Genomic DNA, 16784 nt, shown 5'->3' on the forward strand with positions numbered 1-16784 from the left:
ACATGAACACGCCACAGTCACCGAAACGCCCGGTCATCGGGATTCAAAAAAGCCAGCCGCAAGGCTCTCCGCACAGTGCCGCGAAAGCGCCCGAGATGCCATGGCGCATCGGCACGCTCTCGCGCGCACCGCACCGGCTGAGCTTCTTTCTCGCGATGCTGGTGCTGATCGCATCGGGCATCTGGTGGGCGCTGGTGCAGGTCGACAGAAGCTTCATGGGCGCTGGCGCTTTGCCGTACACCATTCCCGCGATGCTCACGCATGCGGTGGTGATGTGCTTTGGTTTTTTGCCATTGTTCTTCGCGGGATTTCTCTTCACGGCCGGACCCAAGTGGCTGAACGTCGAGCCGCCGACGATGCGCGCGATCACGCCTGCGCTTCTTCTGCAGGCGGCGGGTTGGCTGTTCTGGCTTGCAGGATCGATGTGGAGCGCGACGCTCGCCTTCGGCGGCATCGCGGCGGCCTGGCTGGGCTTTGTGTGGATGTGCGGCATCTACTGGCGGCTGGTGCTGCGCAGCAGGCTCGACGACCGGATTCACGCGACCGCGATCGCCATCGCCTGCGTGGTCGGATGCGTGGGCCTCGGCGGTGCGGCGCTCGCTCTGGCGCTGGGCCGCGCCGATCTGGCGCGCGCGCTGGTGCACACGGGCATCTGGGGATTCGTGGGGGTGGTCTACGTCGTTGTCGCGCACCGCATGATTCCGTTCTTCACTTCGAGCGCGTTGCCGTTCATCGACGCATGGCGACCGTTCTGGGTGCTGTGGCTGCTGCTGGGCTGCATGGCGCTTCGCGTGGCGGACGTGTGGCTGGCGATGCTGCCACTGCCCGATGGCGTGCAACTGGCATGGGCCGTGTTCAGCGGATCGGTCGAGCTTTGCGCAGGCTTTGCGCTGCTGTGGCTGGCCTATCGCTGGGGGCTGGTGCAGAGCCTCAAGAACCGGCTGCTGGCCATGCTGCACATCGGGTTCTCGTGGATTGGCATCGCCTTCGTTCTGGCGGGAGCGGTGCGTTGGATGTCGCTGTTCATTCCCGTGGCGGGTGGTGATCTGGCGGCGCTGCATGCGTTCACCATGGGCGCGCTCGGTTCCCTGCTGCTGGCGATGGTGACGCGTGTCTCCTGCGGTCACAGCGGTCGCATGCTGCATGCGGACCGGCTCGTGTGGGGCCTGTTCTGCCTGTTGCAGGTGACGGTGGTGATGCGCGTGGTGGCGGCTTTCGGAGGCGGCCTGGCGGCCTACGTGCTGGCTGCTGCGGCGCTGCTGTGGGCGGCGGTCGTCACGGTCTGGGGTGCGCGGCTTTGTACTTGGTATGGGAAACCGCGCGCCGACGGGCGTGCGGGATGAAAGCAAGGTGGACAAGATGCATGCACAGGATTCATTGAACGCGATGTCTGCGGAGCAGGCGCTGGGGCTGATGCAGACGCGGCGCACGGTCCGGCCCAAAAACATGACCAGGCCGGGGCCGGACATCGAGCAGTTGGAGGCGATTCTGAGCGCTGCGGCGCACGCGCCTGACCACGGTCGCGCGCAGCCATGGCGGTTGATTCAGGTGCCTGCCAGAGCGCGCGATGCGCTCGCACAGGCCTTTGTCGATGCACTGCGCGAGCGTGAGCCCGATGCGTCCGCGGAGCAGTTGCTGCGTGCGCGCGAAAAGGCGCATCGTTCGCCCGAGCTGCTGCTCATGGTGGCCACGCGCGGCGATGATGCCGCGTTTGCCGAGAGCTGCACGGCGGCGGGTTGCGCGTTGCAGAACATGCTGCTGGCGGCCACGGCGCTGGGTTTCGCGTCCGGGTTGACGAGCGGTGGATCGCTGCAGAGCGCGAGTCTGCGGCGCTTCTTCCGGATCTCGGACAACGAACATGCGATCTGCTTTCTGAGCCTTGGAACGCTTGCCGAGCGCGGCCAGAAGATGCGCGGCGAGCGGCCGTGCTCCAGCGAGTACCTGAGCGTGCTGAACACCGTGGATATCCCCGTGGGCTGCGCCGCCTGAAGGCGCGAAGGAGAATGCCGCATGAACACCAGAATCTCTCTGCCCGGCCTGCGCAGTCCCGGCGTGGGTTTCGAGCAGCCGTTCGAGATGCTCGATGCCTGTCATGACCGTGTGCGGCGCTCGCTGCAGTTGCTGCTCGATCTGCGTGTCTACCTGCGCGCCAACGGCTGCGACGATTCGGTGCGGCAGGCGGTGCGCGATGTGCAGCGCTATTTCGACATCGCTGCGCCGCTGCATCATCAGGATGAGGAGCTGCACGTCTTTCCAGCGCTCAAGGAACGCTGCGCGGATGACGCCGATCTGCAGTCGCTGGTGAGGCAGCTTCAGCGGGACCACGAGGATATGCATCGCCTCTGGAGCGGTGCCGTGCGAGGAGCGCTCGAGGCCGTCGCGGGCGGTGCGCAGGACCGGTTCACCGCAGCTCAGGAATCCGCCTTCGACGCCTTTGCACAGTGCTATGCGCGCCATCTCACCATGGAGAACGAGGTGGCCTATCCGCAGGCGCGTCTGGTGGTGGATGAGGCGGAGCAGCAAGCCATGGGCCGCGAGATGGCGGCGCGCAGGCAGGGCTGACGCGGCGCTTGGCTGCGTGTTTCGCGAATGCAGGCGTCGTGAGTGGAGCGTGGTGCGGCCACCGCGTTGGGGTTGTGCGCGGATGGATTGAAGGACAATTTGCCGAAACGGCAAGCTGGCCTGCCACGAACTGTGGGAGAGTTCAGCGCCCTTCGCCTCGCGTCCTGAAGTTCCCGCTCCTGTTCGCCTATGCCCCTGCATTCCTCGTCGCTCCTGCGCATAGCGCTCACCTTGATGGCCGCATGGCTGGCCGCCGAAGCCTGCGTGGCTCTGCGCACACCGCTGCCGTGGATGATCGGCCCATTGCTGGTCACGGCGGTGCTGTCGATGGCGGGAGCGCCCACGAAAAGCTCCATCGCGCTGCGCAACGCGGGGCAGTGGACGATCGCGACGGCGCTCGGGCTGTATTTCACCCCCGAGGTCGCGCGGCTGGTGAGCGGGCTTTGGTGGGCGATTGGGCTGGCCATCGTCTGGGCGCTGCTGCTGGGCTGGGGCTTCGGTGCCTGGCTGTATCGCATGACCGCGCCGCGCCTGCCGCAGGTGTCCGAGCGTGCGATGCGCGCGACCTGCTATTTCGCGGGCGCGATCGGCGGAGCGTCGGAGATGACCTTGCTGTCCGAGCGCGAGGGAGCGCGGGCCGATCTGGTGGCCGCAGCGCACAGCCTGCGCGTGCTGATCGTGACCGTGACGATTCCGTTCGCCCTGCAATGGAGCGGCCTGCACGGGCTCGACAACCTGCCGCCCGCCACGCGCGTGGTGGACGTGAAGGGCCTGCTGATCTTGATGGCCGCGGCCGGCGTGGGCGCGCTCATCATGCGCAGGCTGGGGCGCGCGAATCCGTGGTTCCTGGGCGCTCTGCTGGTCACGCTGCTGATCACCGTGAACGGAATCACCCTGTCCGCAATTCCGCAGTGGATGGTCAATGCGGCGCAGCTCGCCATCGGAGTGAGTCTGGGCGTGCGCTTCAGTCGTGAGTTTCTGCACACCGCTCCCCGCTGGATGGGCATGGTCGCGCTCGGCACCTTCGCGCTGATGGGGGTGTGCGCGCTGTTTGCGGTGGGTCTTTCGTGGCTCACGGGCCAGCATTGGGTGACGCTGGTGCTGAGCACCTCGCCCGGCGGCATCGCGGAAATGGCGATCACTGCCAAGGTGCTGCAGCTCGGCGTGCCGGTGGTGACGGCGTTTCAGGTCTGCCGGCTGGTGGCGGTGCTGCTGCTGGTCGCGCCGTTCTATCACCGGCTGTATGGCAGCAAGGCGAATATGCAGACGACCTGAAAAGCTACTTCACGGAGTACCTGTGCCGTATTTTCCGTGTGCGGATCGGGACCTCGACACATTCGTGAGAAAGCAGAAAAAGAAACGCCGCCTGCAATGGACTGCAGGCGGCGTATCGGTTCGGTTGGTTGATGATGGGTTGGCGTGCTTCAGTGCACCAGAACCGGGTTCTGCGCCAGACCGACGTATCCGTCGAGCGTGTCTTCCACTTCTTCCTGAGTGGGGGTGTTGCGCTGCCATTCCAGGATCTGCAGCTGGAACATCTCTGCCCAGGAGCCATCCAGATAGACCTCTTTGCCGGAGCGCTTGTCCACGATCTCGAAGCCGTGGCGCGGCAGTTGAGGAACCGTGGGCTTCACTTCAGCAGCAGACTTTTCCGTGCCGCTCAAATCGGCATCAGGCTGCATGTGGACGACAACAAAAGAGTCTGAGTCGTAGAGCATGTGCATGGTCAAGTTCCTCCTTTCACTGCAGGGATAGATGGATGCGGAGCCTGCCATTTCAAGAGGTCCGGACAAGGCGTTTGCATGACCATCTGTGGAACAGTATTCCATGGATTTGATCTGTGATTGGAGACTTGTGCGAATCTTGCGAAAAAAACAATTTTTATATTTGAATGGACTGATTTTCTGGGATAGTAGAGGATTGGCCGGGCATGGCAGTCTCCGCCAACTGCCTTGAAAAAAGGCGTTGCACGCCTTTGGGATGCCCCAAAAAGAAACCGCGTTGATCGGCCTGGTGAGGGCAGATGCAACGCGGAAATCAACAGGAGCTCGCATGAAAAAACGGTCAGCCATCCGGTCTGTCCCCGTGTAAGTCTTGTGGATCGCTCGACTCGTCTTGCCGTGCAGAACCGGGTCAATGCGTTTCGAATTCCTCTGAATCGAAACCCGCCCATTCACTGTGTCTCGGTGCAGTGAATTGGCGAACCTGAAAAATTGGTTCCATTTACTGGATATCAGCCTCTACCGCCAAAAACCAATCAACCAAGCGCAAGTCAAAAATACTTCTTAAACCTATCGCCGTCAATCACCTTCGAAACGCTGCCCATTGGCCAAATGCCTTGATTCAGCGCTCAGAAGTAACATTTAGCCGGGAATCTTGACGGGTACGTGACGAAATCGCATTGACGCTTCTGATGGGGTTCATCGTATTCCTCCGCGATCTATTTGTTAATCGGCATTTGGTGAACTACTGTGAAAAGCAAACGAATAAATAAAATATTCACGTGCGCTTCTTCAGTGGATTCATTAAAAGACGCTTGAATCGTATTGAAAACAAACGATTTTTCTCATTTGATTCAATATATGTGCGGCCGCAGCAAATAGGCGCCGCACGCTTTCATTTGAGCGCCAGTTCCGCGAAATCGCCGTTCGATTGGGTGATCCTCAGACGCACGGGCAGATATTGATGGTCTGTCCCCAGCCACAGATCGGCGCGCAGATCGCGTTCGTGGCGGGGCAGCTTCTGCAGCCGCACGGTGCGCGTGGGGCCGGCGGGCAGGTCGATGGTTTCGGTCTCTCCGACGGTGAATGTCCAGCGGTCGGCGTTGCGCGGCCCGACCGTGGTGAACGAGATCTGCGTGCCGGGCGGGTAGCGGTCCGGTGCGGCGGCCAGCATGGCGCCGAGCTGGATGAGCACGCTGACGCGGTCCTGCGCTCCCGCGCCGATGGCGTTGCGGTTGGAGTTGGCGCTGAAGGTGACGACCTTGTTGTCGAAATCGAGATGCGCCGCCACCTCGCGCTTGCCGATGTCGCCGAAGCGGGTGGGGGCAAGGCCGTTGGCGGTGATTTTGCCCGTGCTGGTCTGGCTGCGGGTGCCCAGCAGAAACGCGCTGACTTCCTGCCGCGCCTCGTAGCTCGCGCCGTCGTTGCGCCACGCGAGCTGGCCGTTGACGTTGTAGGCCATCTTCTTGACCTCGCCGTGCACCGCGTATTTCAGCGTGGTGCTCGCGGGCAGGTGGATAGGCGGTGGTTCGGTGCCGGGCTTGGCGCCAGCGGCTCCGGGCGGGCGGATGTCCACGCCCGCGCTCAGTTCATCGTCAGGATTCGAAGGCGTCGAGGCTGTCGCGGTGGGGAGCGATGCGGGCTCTGCAGGGCTTGAGGCGGCGCTGGCGGGCGCTGGAGGGGCTTCCCCGGCGACCTGTTCCGAGGTGTCTGCCGTAGCGTGCTCTTCCGGTGCAAGCAGAGCATCGAGGGGCCCGGGCGCAGGCACTGGCATTGCGTCAGCCAGTGTGTCCGCCATCGGTTCAGGGGCGGCAGGGATGGGGCGGGGTTTTGGAGTCGGCTTGGGTTGGGGTTTGGGCTTGGGAGGCTGAGCCGGCGCTGGCGTTGGCATTGGCGTTGGCGCGGCCTGCGGCGCAGGCTCCGGGGGCGAGGGCGGTTGAGGCGGCGGGGTCACCATGCGCGTGTGGAACGCCAGCCGCTCGGCGTCGCCTTCGTCGGTGCCGCCCAAAGGTATGCCGCCCAGCAGCAACCAGTGCAGGGCGAGAACCAGAGCGGTGATCAGGAGAAGGGCTTGACGGGGCATGACTCGGCATCGATTCTCGCGCAGTTGCGACGTTGCCGCCCGGGGCGGGAATCAAGCGCCCACAGCACGTCAGTTCGTGGTCTGGCCGAGGTCGCTGGACAGCTGCGCGGCCATGGCGCGCAGCGGCGTGTCGATGGCGCCGTTCCATTCGGCGTCGAAGGTGGCGACCGAGCCCAGCGTCATGATGCCCATGACGAGGCGGCCGTCCGAGTCGAACACCGGCGCGCAGAATGCGGCGATGCCCGGCAGCAGCGTGTTGACCACGCGCGCGCAGCGGTGGGAGCGCACCACTTCGAACAACGCATCGACGGCCTTCTGCGTGGGCGGCAGATCAGCGCGCTGCTGGCGCTGGGCAAGCAGCAGCTCGTCCGCGATGAGCCCTGCGGTTTTCTCGCGCGGCAGATACGCGCCGAAACAACGCCCGGTGGCAGACGACAGCAGCGGCATCACGTCGCCGAGGCGCAGGTGGGCAGTGATGCCTTGCCGTGGCGACTCCTCCCAATGCACCAGCGTCGCGCCGCGATTGCCCCAGACAGCCAGCGCAATCGTGTGGCCGATCTGCTCCATGAGCGAGGGCACGCGTTCGCGCGCCAGCCGCATCGCGTCGAGCCGCGAGAGCGAAGCGAGGCCCAGTTTGAGCGCGGCGGGGCCGAGGTCGTAGCGGCCGCTGCGACCGTCCTGCACGACGAGGCCGAGCCGCTGGTAGCTCACCAGATAGCGGTGCGCCTTGGCCGCGCTCATGCCGGCTTCGGCTGCGATGTCCTTGAGCATCAGGGGGCCGTGCGAGCGCGTGAGCGCCTCGAGCAGCCCAAAGCCCACTTCCACGGATTGAATGCCGGCGCGTTCGTCGTTCATCTGCACTAGAATTTTGAGATTCTTTTTTGTTGAATCAATTTCGCAAATCGTAATTCATGCTGCGCATGTTTGGCGCGATTTGTGGAAGGATCGAGGACATCCGCCGCCATGAAACTTGCCACCTACAAAGACGGTTCGCGTGACGGCCAGCTGATCGTGGTCTCCCGGGATCTGGGCCAGGCGCATTATGCGACCGGCATCGCCGACCGCCTGCAGCAGGTGCTTGACGACTGGAACTTTCTCTCGCCGCAGCTTCAGGATCTGTATGACCAGCTCAATGCGGGGCGCGGCCGCCATGCGTTTCCTTTTGATCCCATGCAGTGCATGGCACCGCTGCCGCGGGCCTACCAGTGGGCGGATGGTTCGGCCTACATCAACCATGTGGAGCTGGTGCGCAAGGCGCGCGGAGCCGAGGTGCCCGAGAGCTTCTACATCGACCCGCTGATGTACCAGGGCGGCAGTGACGACTTCATCGGCCCGTGCGACGACGTGGCGGTGCCGAGCGAGGCCATGGGCATTGACTTCGAGGCCGAGATCGCCGTGGTCACCGGCGACGTGAAGATGGGCGCGACGCCCGAGCAGGCGCTCGACGGCATCCGCCTGATGATGCTCGCCAACGACGTGAGCCTGCGCAACCTGATTCCGGCGGAGCTGGCAAAGGGTTTCGGCTTCTTCCAGAGCAAGCCCGCCACGGCGTTCAGCCCGGTCGCGATCACGCTCGACGAGCTCGGCGACGCATGGGACAAGGGCCGCGTCAACCTCACGCTGCAATCCACATGGAACGGCCGCCGCGTGGGCATGTGCGAGGCGGGGCCGGAGATGACCTTCCACTTCGGCCAGCTCATCGCCCACATCTGCAAGACGCGCAACGTGCGCGCCGGCTCCATCGTCGGCAGTGGCACGGTGAGCAACAAGGACTGGTCCAAGGGCTACTCCTGCATCGCCGAGAAGCGCTGCATCGAAACCATCCAGGACGGCAAGCCCAAGACCGAGTTCATGAAGTTCGGCGACACCATCCGCATCGAGATGAAGAACAAGGCGGGCCAGAGCCTGTTCGGGGCCATCGAGCAGGCGATCGCCGATCCGGCCGCAACCTGATTTTTCCCGAAAGTCCGCAACGCATGCGCGCAACGATCAGACAACTCAAAGCGCTGCTGATCGCCGCGCTGTTTCCCTTGGCGGTCAGTGCGGTGCATGCGCAGGACCCGGCATCCGGCGCGGCCCCCAGTTGCCCGCCCGTGGCTCAGATGCCCGACACGGCGATGCTGCAGGCGCAGATGCGCACCGCGCGCGACCGTGGCCTGCTGTGGCGTGTGGACAAGAACGGCCGCACAAGCTGGCTCTACGGCACGATCCACGTGGCCAAGCAGGGCTGGTTGGTGCCAGGGCCCACGGTGATGAAGGCATTGCGGGACTCCGACGCGCTGGCGCTGGAGCTCAACATACTGGATCCCAAGGTGCTGGAGGCGCTCATGTCGGCCATGCAGGCCAGGCCGGGAGTGAAGCCACTGCCGCAGGCGCTGCAGTCTCGCCTTGACCGATTGAAGCGACGCGAATGCCTTGATGCGGAGGTGAACGCGCTGCGCCCGGACGCGCAGGTGCTGACGCTGGCCTCGATGATTGCAAGGCGCGAAGGGCTGGATCCCAACTACGGCATCGACCTCATGCTGGCGGGGATGGCCACGGGCATGGGCAAGCCGGTGCTCGCTCTGGAGTCCGTGGACACGCAGATCCGTGAGCTGGTTTCTGAAGACCCCGAGAAGGTCGTGGAGACGGTCAGTGCCGGCCTCGATCAGCTTGAGCGCGAGGACGCTTCGGCGGTGATGAGCACGCTGGCGCACGCGTGGTCCGATGGCCGCATGGGACTGCTGGAAAGCTACGCACAGTGGTGCGGGTGTGTGAACACGGCGGCGGAGCTGCGCGAGCATCAACGCATGGTCGAAGGCCGCAACCCCGGCATCGCGCGGGAAATGGTCAAGGAAATCGCGTCCGGGAAAAGGCTGTTTTCCGCCGTCGGCGCATTGCACATGGTCGGCGAAAAAGGCCTGCCCGCATTGCTCAGAAAGCAGGGCTTCACCGTGACGCGGGTGGAGTTCGCGGCGGCGCGGGTCAAGGCGGCGAACGGCGAATGAGCTGAGTGCAGCCAGTACACAGACAAGATAACAAAGAATCCAGAGATCGAATCCTCGACAACCAGGAGACAAGAAAAATGCAACGCAGAAACCTGCTCCAACAAGCCCTTGCCATCGCAGGCGCATCCATGGCGACCCCTTGGGTGCACGCGCAGGCGGCCTATCCGCATCAACCCATCCGCTGGGTCGTGCCCTATCCGGCGGGCGGTGGCACCGACGTGCTGGCGCGCGCGGTCGCCGAGGCCATGCGGCCGACGCTCGGTCAGCAGATCGTCGTGGACAACCGGCCCGGCGCATCAACCAACATCGGAGCCCAACTGGTGGCCACGGCCAAGCCCGATGGCTACACCGTGCTCTCGGCCGACAACGCCGTGCTCGCCTACAACGAGTATCTGTTCAGCAAGCTGCCCTTTCACCCCGAAAAGGACTTCACCTACGTCGGCGGGCTCACGCGCTTTCCGCTCGTGCTGGTGGTCAATCCGAACTTCAAGGAAGGCCAGTCCTTCAGCGATTTCCTCGCCTACGTGCGCGCCAATCCCGGCAAGGTCAACTACGCCTCGCCGGGCAACGGATCGCCGCATCACCTTGCGATGGAGATGTTCAAGTTCCGCACCAGGACCTTTCTCACCCACATCCCGTATCGGGGCGCGGCGCCCGCCGTGCAGGACGTCATGGGCGGGCAGGTGCCCTGCATGTTCCTCGACCTCGCGGCGGGCTTGTCGGTGATCCAGTCCGGCAAGGTGAAGGCGCTTGCCATCGGCTCGGCCAAACGCGCGCCGCTCCTGCCCGACGTTCCCACGCTCGCCGAGGTCGGCGTGAAGGACAGCGAGGTCTACGCCTTCCAGGGAATGCTCGCGCCGGCCGGGCTTCCCGCCGACATCACCAAGCGGCTCAACACCGAACTCAACAAGGCGCTGGCCTCGCCCGACGTGGTCAAGCGTCTGCAGGACTACGGCATGGAATCGCTCGCGGGCACGCCCGAACAGTTCCACGCCATGGCCCGCGCCGAGGCCAAGCGCTGGGGGCCGATCATCAAGGCCACGGGTGTGAAGCTGGACTGAGTTTCGAAGCCACCGCCGCGTCGTTGCGGCGGTGGCCCTTTGGGTGGCGCGCGTAGCCATCGCGCCGTCGGCCTGAAAATGAAGAGAATTCTCAAAACTCTTGCATTTAATTACAAATTAGTCAATGAGGCTTTGTCCGATTTCCACGGCCAATGGAGAATGAACAATGACGCCATCCTTGGTTCATTTCGCCGCCTCGCATGGCCCATACAGATCACAACGACGTACTTTTGCGGCTCTACCGCCTTGCGCACGAGCAGCCGATTGACCTGTTTCAGGATTCGGCACTGGCGCTGGTCAAGCAGGTGCTGCCGTTCGACTCCGCCATGTGGGGCTCGGCCACCATGACGCGTCGCGGCATTGATATTCACGCTATTCATCTGCATCGGCAGCCAGCCGAAATGCTTGCCGGGTACGAAGAGGTCAAGCATCTTGATACGGCAGGCAGTGAGGCTGCTGGACGCTTCAACGAGGCGCTGGCGTTCGATCGGGACACCTGGTTTTCGGACAAGCAGCAGCAACCGCTGCGTGACTATGGAAAGCGCTTCGATCAGGCGCACTTCTTCATTTGCAGCAACCGGGACGCGCGCACGCAACTCACGCACTGGATCACTCTGTTTCGCGCCAGTGCCTCGGCGCCATGTCTGGAGCATGAGCGGCGCTCGCTCGAGACTCTTGCTCCACATGTGCAGCAGGCACTGTCGCTGAATCGACTGGCGCATCTCGCGCAAAGCGCTCACGGCTCCCCGAGCGCCGCCATCGGTACCGCCATGGCGGATGCACGCGGAATGGTCCATCACATGGATTCGGTGTTCGAACACGCACTGCGCACGGAGTGGCAAGGGTGGCGAGGCCCCCGACTTCCCAGTGCGTTGATGGCGAGCGTTCAGCAAGGTCTGCCGCGCTTTGCCGGGCGGGACCATGTATTGAACCTGCGGACTGAGCACGGGTTGCTGTGGCTGCGTTGTCGGAAGCGCTGTGCGGTGGATGATCTGGCGCCCAGAGAGTTTGTCGTCGCGCAAATGGTGGCCAAAGGGCTGACGCACAAAGAAATTGCGAAAACGCTGGGAAGTGCGCCGACCACGGTGCGCAACCAGATTCGCTCTGTCTATGACAAGCTGGGTGTAAGCCATGTGGTGGCGCTGATCGAGGCACTGCGGCTTGCCGAGTGAGGCTTTTGGCGTCATGCCACGTCACGTCATTGCAGCGTCGCAGGCATGGCGGGCGCGCTCGCTTCGTAGGCAAACGGTGTGAGGTGGCCGCCTGGCGCCGCGATCTCGAACTCACCTTCGGCCAGCAGATTCAATGCGCCGTTGGCTGAAAGAACTTCCACGCGGTAGCGACCGGGACTCCAGTCGTCGGTCAAGTGCATCCACAGTGGCACGGTGCCACCGACTTCGGATGGCAGGCTTTGGGAACTCAGGTTGAGCAATGTGTTGTCGCTTGCATTGCGCCAGCGCAGCAAGACGGAATCGCCGTTCAGCGCCTCGATTGGCAGGTGCGCATCCACGTAGCGCTCATGGGGTGACAGCACGGGAGTCCTGCCGGGCACCGACTCCGCGATGCCCCCCTGCGGGCCAAAGGCAATCGGTATCGCATTTGTTCCCCGCACGGCCGTGTGTCCATTGAGCAGTGCGTGCAAGCGATGGAAAGCCTCGCTGCCGGGAGTGAATCCATGGGACTGCAGCCACCGCGTATCCAATCCCGAGTGTTGAAGCAGATGGTTCCACGACGCCATCGCTTGCTCACTCTCGAAGGACGCAGCGCGTGTTTCATCCGTCGCGGTCAATCCGTCGCCGGGGACGGCGCGTGCCAAGCGTCCCGGGTGCGGGGCTGCCGAGAAGTCGTGGGCTGCCGTCTGACTCGGGCTTGGCGCATCGGTCGCTTGCGAGATCACTCCTGCCGCGATCCACAGCACGCCGGCGGCCACTCCGGCCAGCCTCAACTGATGGATCACTTGGAGTTGAGCCATGACGTGCGCGCGGATACGCATGCGCTCTCGGAGGAGTGCTGACTGATGTAGGTGAAGCCCTGGCTCGATCCGCAACCGCCTTGGTCCTTGAACAGGGGCCCGTAGCACAGTCCGACGCGCTGAGAGTTGCTCACCTTGCCGCACATGTTGTAGTAGCTTTGGGTTGAAGGGTTGGGAAGCGTTGGGCCGTTGTTGCCGCCGCAGTTCAGAGTTTTCGCGTTGTCGCGTGCATATTGCACGGCCTTTTTGTATACGTTTTCGTAGTGGGCGTCGGCTTCCGCCTTCTTGCCCTGCTTGCATGCGGCGATCACTTGGCCGAGATGGGCATCGGCATTGCCATAGGCCCCCGAGACCTGAATGCCGCAGCTGTTCGCCTGAGCGCGTTCGGAGGAGGTGACCAGATCGGTGTAGTTGCAAGCGCTGCTGGAGCCGCCTCCGCTGGAACTGCCGCCGCTGGTCGTGGTGCTGGAGGAGTCCGAGCCACCGCCGCAACCGGGCAAGCCCAGCGCGAGAAAAAGGGTGGCTGCAAGCGCGAGCGAACGTGTGGGCGCGGATGTGGTGTATCGCATGAGGCTGTCCTTGGAAATCCGTTGACCGCAAGGGTCGTGATGGGTATGGACAGCACGTTAAGGATCGCGGCGAAAAAACAAAATGATGCAAATGCATCATTGCGGACGGCGCGGGCCTCTTCTTGCCACGGCGTCATGCGGCCAGAAGAACAGAAGAGGCGCCCGAGGTCAGGGCTCACGCCATCTTTTCGACCTCGACCGCGCAGTCATAAAAACACGGCCCGCGGCCGATGTCGGTGAGCTGCTGGTGGGTGAGTTCGTTCACGTTGGTGCCGTTCTCTCCGTTCTTGCGCCACCAGATGCCAAGACCCACGACCACGCCCTTGCGTGCGCGGCCGTTGATGCTGGCGTGGCAGACATGTTCGCCGCGAGCGTTGTGTACGCGCAGCAGATCGCCGTCGGCAATTGCGCGCGATGCTGCATCGTCGGGGTGCATCTCCAGCAGCGGACGGCCTTCGCTGTTGCGCAGGCTCTTCACGTTCACGAAGGTGGAGTTGAGAAAGTTGCGCGCGGGCGGGGAGATCATCGCGAGCGGATAGCGCGCGTCGGCGTTCGGCAGTTCGTAGTTGGGGATGTGATCGGGCAGCGGGTTGACGCCCAGTGCGGCGAGGCTTGCGCTCGTGAACTCGCACTTGCCTGATGGGGTCTGGAAGCCGCCGTCGGCGAACGGCGCCTCGGGCACGGCCAGACTCGCGAAGCCGTGCACTAGCAGCTGGTCGAAATCCACATTCGTTCCGGCAACGGCGGCGCGGCACAGGGCCTCGTCGTCGTCCTGGAAATGCGGTGCGGCGAAGGCGGGATCGAGCACCGCCATCCGCTTGGCCAGGTCGCGGAAGATGCGCGCGTTGCTGCGTGCCTCGCCTTCCGGCGCGATGGCGGGGCGGTTGAGCAGCACGTCGGAGTGGCCGTAGCTGCCGTGGATGTCCCAGTGCTCGAGCTGCGTGGTGGCGGGCAGCACGTAGTCGGCGAGGTCGGCGGTGTCGGTCATGAAGTGCTCAAGCACGACGGTGAACAGGTCGTCGCGCGCAAAGCCCTTTGCGACCTTGTGCGACTCGGGTGCGACGGCGACGGGGTTGCTGTTGTAGACCACGATGGCCTCGACCCGGGGGCCGAAATCCGCAGCGCCCGGGTGCAGCAGCGCGTCGCCGATGGTGCTCATGTTGATGGTGCGCGGGCGGCGCTTGCCGAGCAGGTCGGGGCGCTGCAGGTCGGCGCGCCTGAATGGATAGATGCCCGACGACGACAGCAGCAGTCCGCCCGCGCGGTGCCGCCACGCGCCGACCAGCGCTGGCAGGCAGGCGATCGCGCGGATCGCGTTGCCACCGCCGCGTGCGCGCTGCACGCCGTAGTTCACGCGGATCGCGGCCTGCGGCGTGGTGCCGTAGTCGCGCGCGAGCTGGCGGATCTGCTCGACGGGCAGGCCGCAGACTTCGGCGGCGCGCTCGGGCGGCCATTGCAGTGCGCGCTCCTTGAGTTCTTCCCAGCCCAGCGTGTGGCGCGCGATGTAGTCGTGGTCGAGCCAGTCGTTCGTGATGAGCTCGTGCATCAGCGCGAGAGCCAGCGCGGCGTCGGTGCCCGGCAGCAGATGAAGGTGCTCGTGGCACTTGTCGGCGGTTTCGCTCTTGCGCGGATCGATGCAGACGAGGCGCGCGCCGTTGCGCTTGGCCTCCTGGGCGAAGCGCCAGAAATGCAGGTTGCTGCCGATGCTGTTGCTGCCCCAGATGAGGATCAGCCGGCTCTCGGCGAAGAACTCCACCCGCATGCCGAGCTTGCCGCCGTAGGTGTGCAGCAGCGCCTCTCCGCCTGCGGAAGAGCAGATGGTGCGGTCGAGCAGCGACGCGCCGAGCTGATGAAAGAAACGCCGGTCCATGCTCTCGCCCTGCACCATGCCCATGGTGCCCGCGTAGCTGTAGGGCAGCACGGCCTCGGGCGCGTGCGTGGCGATGCGGTGCAGGCGGGTGGCGATGTCGGTCAGCGCTTCGTCCCACGTCACTTCGACGAACTGACCGCCACCCTTGGGACCCACGCGCTTGAGCGGCTTCAGCACGCGCTCGGCGTGATAGGTGCGTTCGGTGTATTTGCTGACCTTGGCGCAGAGCACACCGCCGGTGAAGAGGTGGTCGGCATTGCCGCTCACTTTGGTGGCGACGCCGTCGATCACGGTGGTGATCAGCGCGCAGGTGTCGGGGCAGTCATGAGGGCAGGCACCTTTCACGGCGCTGACGTGATGGGTTGTGTTGTTGTGATACTGCATGTTTCAGGTCGACACAAAAATGGTGGGTGAATGCTTACTGTTGTTTGGAAAAACGGTTAGATTTTTGACAATTTGTTAAATATCTACACGTTCTCTGATAACAGTCAATCTGGCGTTTTACACCTGTGGTTTTTTGAAATCTCACTGGGCATATTGCGTTCCAGAGCACTCTAGCGCGTTTCTTTTCACGGTGTTTGCGGGCGGTCGATGGCCGCTCCCCGCTGCCACGGCGTGCGCTTGGGGACTGGGAGGGCGTTGTCGGTATGAACTGGGTTTTTACGCAGGGGATGACGATGTTTCAAAGCAATAAGGTGGCTTCTTTGGGTTTGAAGCCTGTGGTGGCCGGTTCGGCCCATGTCGGCCGCAGGCAGTTTGTGGCGTCCGTTGCGGCGGTGGCCGCGACAGGACTGGCGCCCTTGGCGCGGGCGCAGGATGCCGGGGCCATCGTGCTCGGCCAATCCTGTGCGCTGAGCGGTTTCTCCGGCGAACTGGGGGTTCAATACAGCCAGGGCGCGCTGCTGTGTTTTGAAGATCTGAATGCGCGTGGCGGCATCAACGGCCGAGAAGTGCGCCTGCGCGTGCTCGACGACGGCTACGAGCCCGAGCGCTGCGCTGCCAACACCCAGCGCTTCATCAAGGACGAAGCGTTCGCGCTGTTCGGCTATCTCGGCACGCCGACCAGCGTGGCCGCGCTGCCGCTGCTGCAGCAGGAGAAGATTCCGCTGTTTGCGCCGCTCACGGGATCGCAGGTGCTGCGCCAGCCGAATCTGCGCCATCTGGTGTTCAACGTGCGCGCTTCCTACGCCGACGAGACGGCGCTGATGGTGCGTCAGCTCATCGGCCTTGGGCTCAAGAAGATCGCGGTGTTCTACCAGAACGATGGCTATGGGCAGTCGGGCCTGGAGGGCGTGAACGAGGCGCTTGCGCTGCATGGCCTGAGTCCGGTCGCGACGGCCACCGTCGAGCGCAATTCCGCCGATGTGAAGGGCGCGGTGCAGAAACTGGTGGCCCAGAAGCCCGATGTGATCGTGCAGGTGACCACCTATTCGGCAAGCGCCGGTTTCGTGCGCGAGGCGCGCGCTGCCGGTTATGGCGGCCAGTTCTACAACGTTTCGTTCGTCGGTACCTCGGCGCTGTCGAACGCTCTGGGCAAGGAGGCCGAGGGTGTGGTGGTGACGCAGGTCGTGCCGTCGCCCTTCAAGACCACGCACCCGGTGACCCGCGAGTTTCTGGCGGTGCTCGGCAAGAGCGGCAAGAACCTGCAGCCGAACTACTCGGCGATGGAAGGCTTTCTCGCGGCGCGCATCTTCTCGGAAGGCCTGCGCCGTGCGGCCGCCAATGGCAAGCTCACGCGGGAATCGCTGGTGGCGGCGCTCGACGGGCTGAACGGTCAGCAGGTCGCGGGCTTTCCGGTGGCGTTCCAGCCGCAGGGGGCGAAGGCGCGCTTTGTGGAGCTGTCGATGCTCACGGGCGACGGCAAGGTGCGCGTGTAACCTCGCCGAGCGCGGCTGGGCTTTTGAGGGGCGCCGCGCGCGAATTCCCCCGGCCCGCGCCGGGGCGGTAGGAACCCGATGG

15 protein-coding genes are annotated in these 16784 nt (G+C 64.1%); 9 read left to right on the forward strand and 6 right to left on the reverse strand.

All coding sequences use genetic code 11. The features are described 5' to 3' along the window. Positions 1–2 precede the first annotated feature (2 nt). From ISG32_RS00780 to ISG32_RS00795, 4 genes are all read left to right on the forward strand, one after another. Entirely contained in the window at positions 3–1343 is a 1341-nt protein-coding gene (locus ISG32_RS00780; RefSeq protein ID WP_228529513.1) for an NnrS family protein, read from the forward strand. Positions 1344–1359: 16 nt separating this feature from the next. Next, positions 1360–1989, forward strand: coding sequence for a nitroreductase family protein (locus ISG32_RS00785; protein ID WP_228529560.1), 630 nt, complete (start codon positions 1360–1362; stop codon positions 1987–1989). Positions 1990–2010: 21 nt separating this feature from the next. Then, complete coding sequence (locus ISG32_RS00790; protein ID WP_194769125.1) at positions 2011–2562, forward strand: hemerythrin domain-containing protein; 552 nt, start codon at positions 2011–2013, stop codon at positions 2560–2562. Positions 2563–2751: 189 nt separating this feature from the next. Then, a complete protein-coding gene (locus tag ISG32_RS00795) occupies positions 2752–3837 on the forward strand; it encodes an AbrB family transcriptional regulator (protein ID WP_194769126.1) in 1086 nt (361 codons plus the stop codon). Positions 3838–3986: 149 nt separating this feature from the next. On the opposite strand, the gene ISG32_RS00800 is transcribed toward ISG32_RS00795, so the two are convergent. From ISG32_RS00800 to ISG32_RS00810, 3 genes are all read right to left on the reverse strand, one after another. Next, positions 3987–4286, reverse strand: a complete 300-nt coding sequence (locus ISG32_RS00800; protein WP_166312171.1) for a BTH_I0359 family protein — start codon at positions 4284–4286, stop codon at positions 3987–3989. Between the two features lie 892 nt (positions 4287–5178). Continuing rightward, positions 5179–6366: a DUF3108 domain-containing protein gene (locus tag ISG32_RS00805; RefSeq protein ID WP_194769127.1), complete on the reverse strand. Its 1188-nt coding sequence runs from the start codon at positions 6364–6366 to the stop codon at positions 5179–5181. Between the two features lie 69 nt (positions 6367–6435). Next, entirely contained in the window at positions 6436–7221 is a 786-nt protein-coding gene (locus ISG32_RS00810) for an IclR family transcriptional regulator (protein ID WP_194769128.1), read from the reverse strand. A gap of 108 nt (positions 7222–7329) precedes the next feature. Here ISG32_RS00810 and ISG32_RS00815 point away from each other — a divergent pair, with 108 nt between their 5' ends. The 4 genes from ISG32_RS00815 (at position 7330) to ISG32_RS00830 (ending at position 11586) form a co-directional block, all read left to right on the forward strand. Continuing rightward, entirely contained in the window at positions 7330–8319 is a 990-nt protein-coding gene (locus tag ISG32_RS00815; protein ID WP_194769129.1) for a fumarylacetoacetate hydrolase family protein, read from the forward strand. Positions 8320–8342: 23 nt separating this feature from the next. Continuing rightward, on the forward strand, positions 8343–9353 hold the full coding sequence (locus ISG32_RS00820; protein WP_194769130.1) for a TraB/GumN family protein: 1011 nt from the start codon (positions 8343–8345) through the stop codon (positions 9351–9353). Between the two features lie 77 nt (positions 9354–9430). Next, positions 9431–10414 carry a Bug family tripartite tricarboxylate transporter substrate binding protein gene (locus ISG32_RS00825; RefSeq protein ID WP_194769131.1) on the forward strand — a complete coding sequence of 328 codons (984 nt, stop codon included), beginning with the start codon at positions 9431–9433 and terminating at the stop codon, positions 10412–10414. Positions 10415–10614: 200 nt separating this feature from the next. Continuing rightward, complete coding sequence (locus ISG32_RS00830) at positions 10615–11586, forward strand: helix-turn-helix transcriptional regulator (protein WP_194769132.1); 972 nt, start codon at positions 10615–10617, stop codon at positions 11584–11586. A gap of 26 nt (positions 11587–11612) precedes the next feature. Here ISG32_RS00830 and ISG32_RS00835 read toward each other — a convergent pair whose 3' ends face one another. The 3 genes from ISG32_RS00835 to ISG32_RS00845 all read right to left on the reverse strand — a co-directional run bounded on the left by ISG32_RS00835 (position 11613) and on the right by ISG32_RS00845 (position 15209). Continuing rightward, a complete protein-coding gene (locus ISG32_RS00835) occupies positions 11613–12386 on the reverse strand; it encodes a hypothetical protein (RefSeq protein WP_194769133.1) in 774 nt (257 codons plus the stop codon). Continuing rightward, positions 12368–12955 (reverse strand): hypothetical protein, encoded by a 588-nt coding sequence (locus ISG32_RS00840; protein ID WP_194769134.1) that lies wholly within the window; start codon positions 12953–12955, stop codon positions 12368–12370. The genes ISG32_RS00835 and ISG32_RS00840 overlap by 19 nt, the downstream gene beginning before the upstream one ends. 175 nt (positions 12956–13130) lie before the next feature. After that, a complete protein-coding gene (locus tag ISG32_RS00845) occupies positions 13131–15209 on the reverse strand; it encodes a molybdopterin-containing oxidoreductase family protein (protein WP_194769135.1) in 2079 nt (692 codons plus the stop codon). 293 nt (positions 15210–15502) lie between these two features. On the opposite strand from ISG32_RS00845, the gene ISG32_RS00850 reads away from it, so the two are divergent. After that, positions 15503–16702, forward strand: a complete 1200-nt coding sequence (locus tag ISG32_RS00850; protein ID WP_194769136.1) for an ABC transporter substrate-binding protein — start codon at positions 15503–15505, stop codon at positions 16700–16702. The last annotated feature ends 82 nt before the right edge of the window (positions 16703–16784 follow it).

The organism is Diaphorobacter caeni, assembly GCF_015354245.1.
GTDB lineage: Bacteria > Pseudomonadota > Gammaproteobacteria > Burkholderiales > Burkholderiaceae_C > Diaphorobacter_A > Diaphorobacter_A caeni.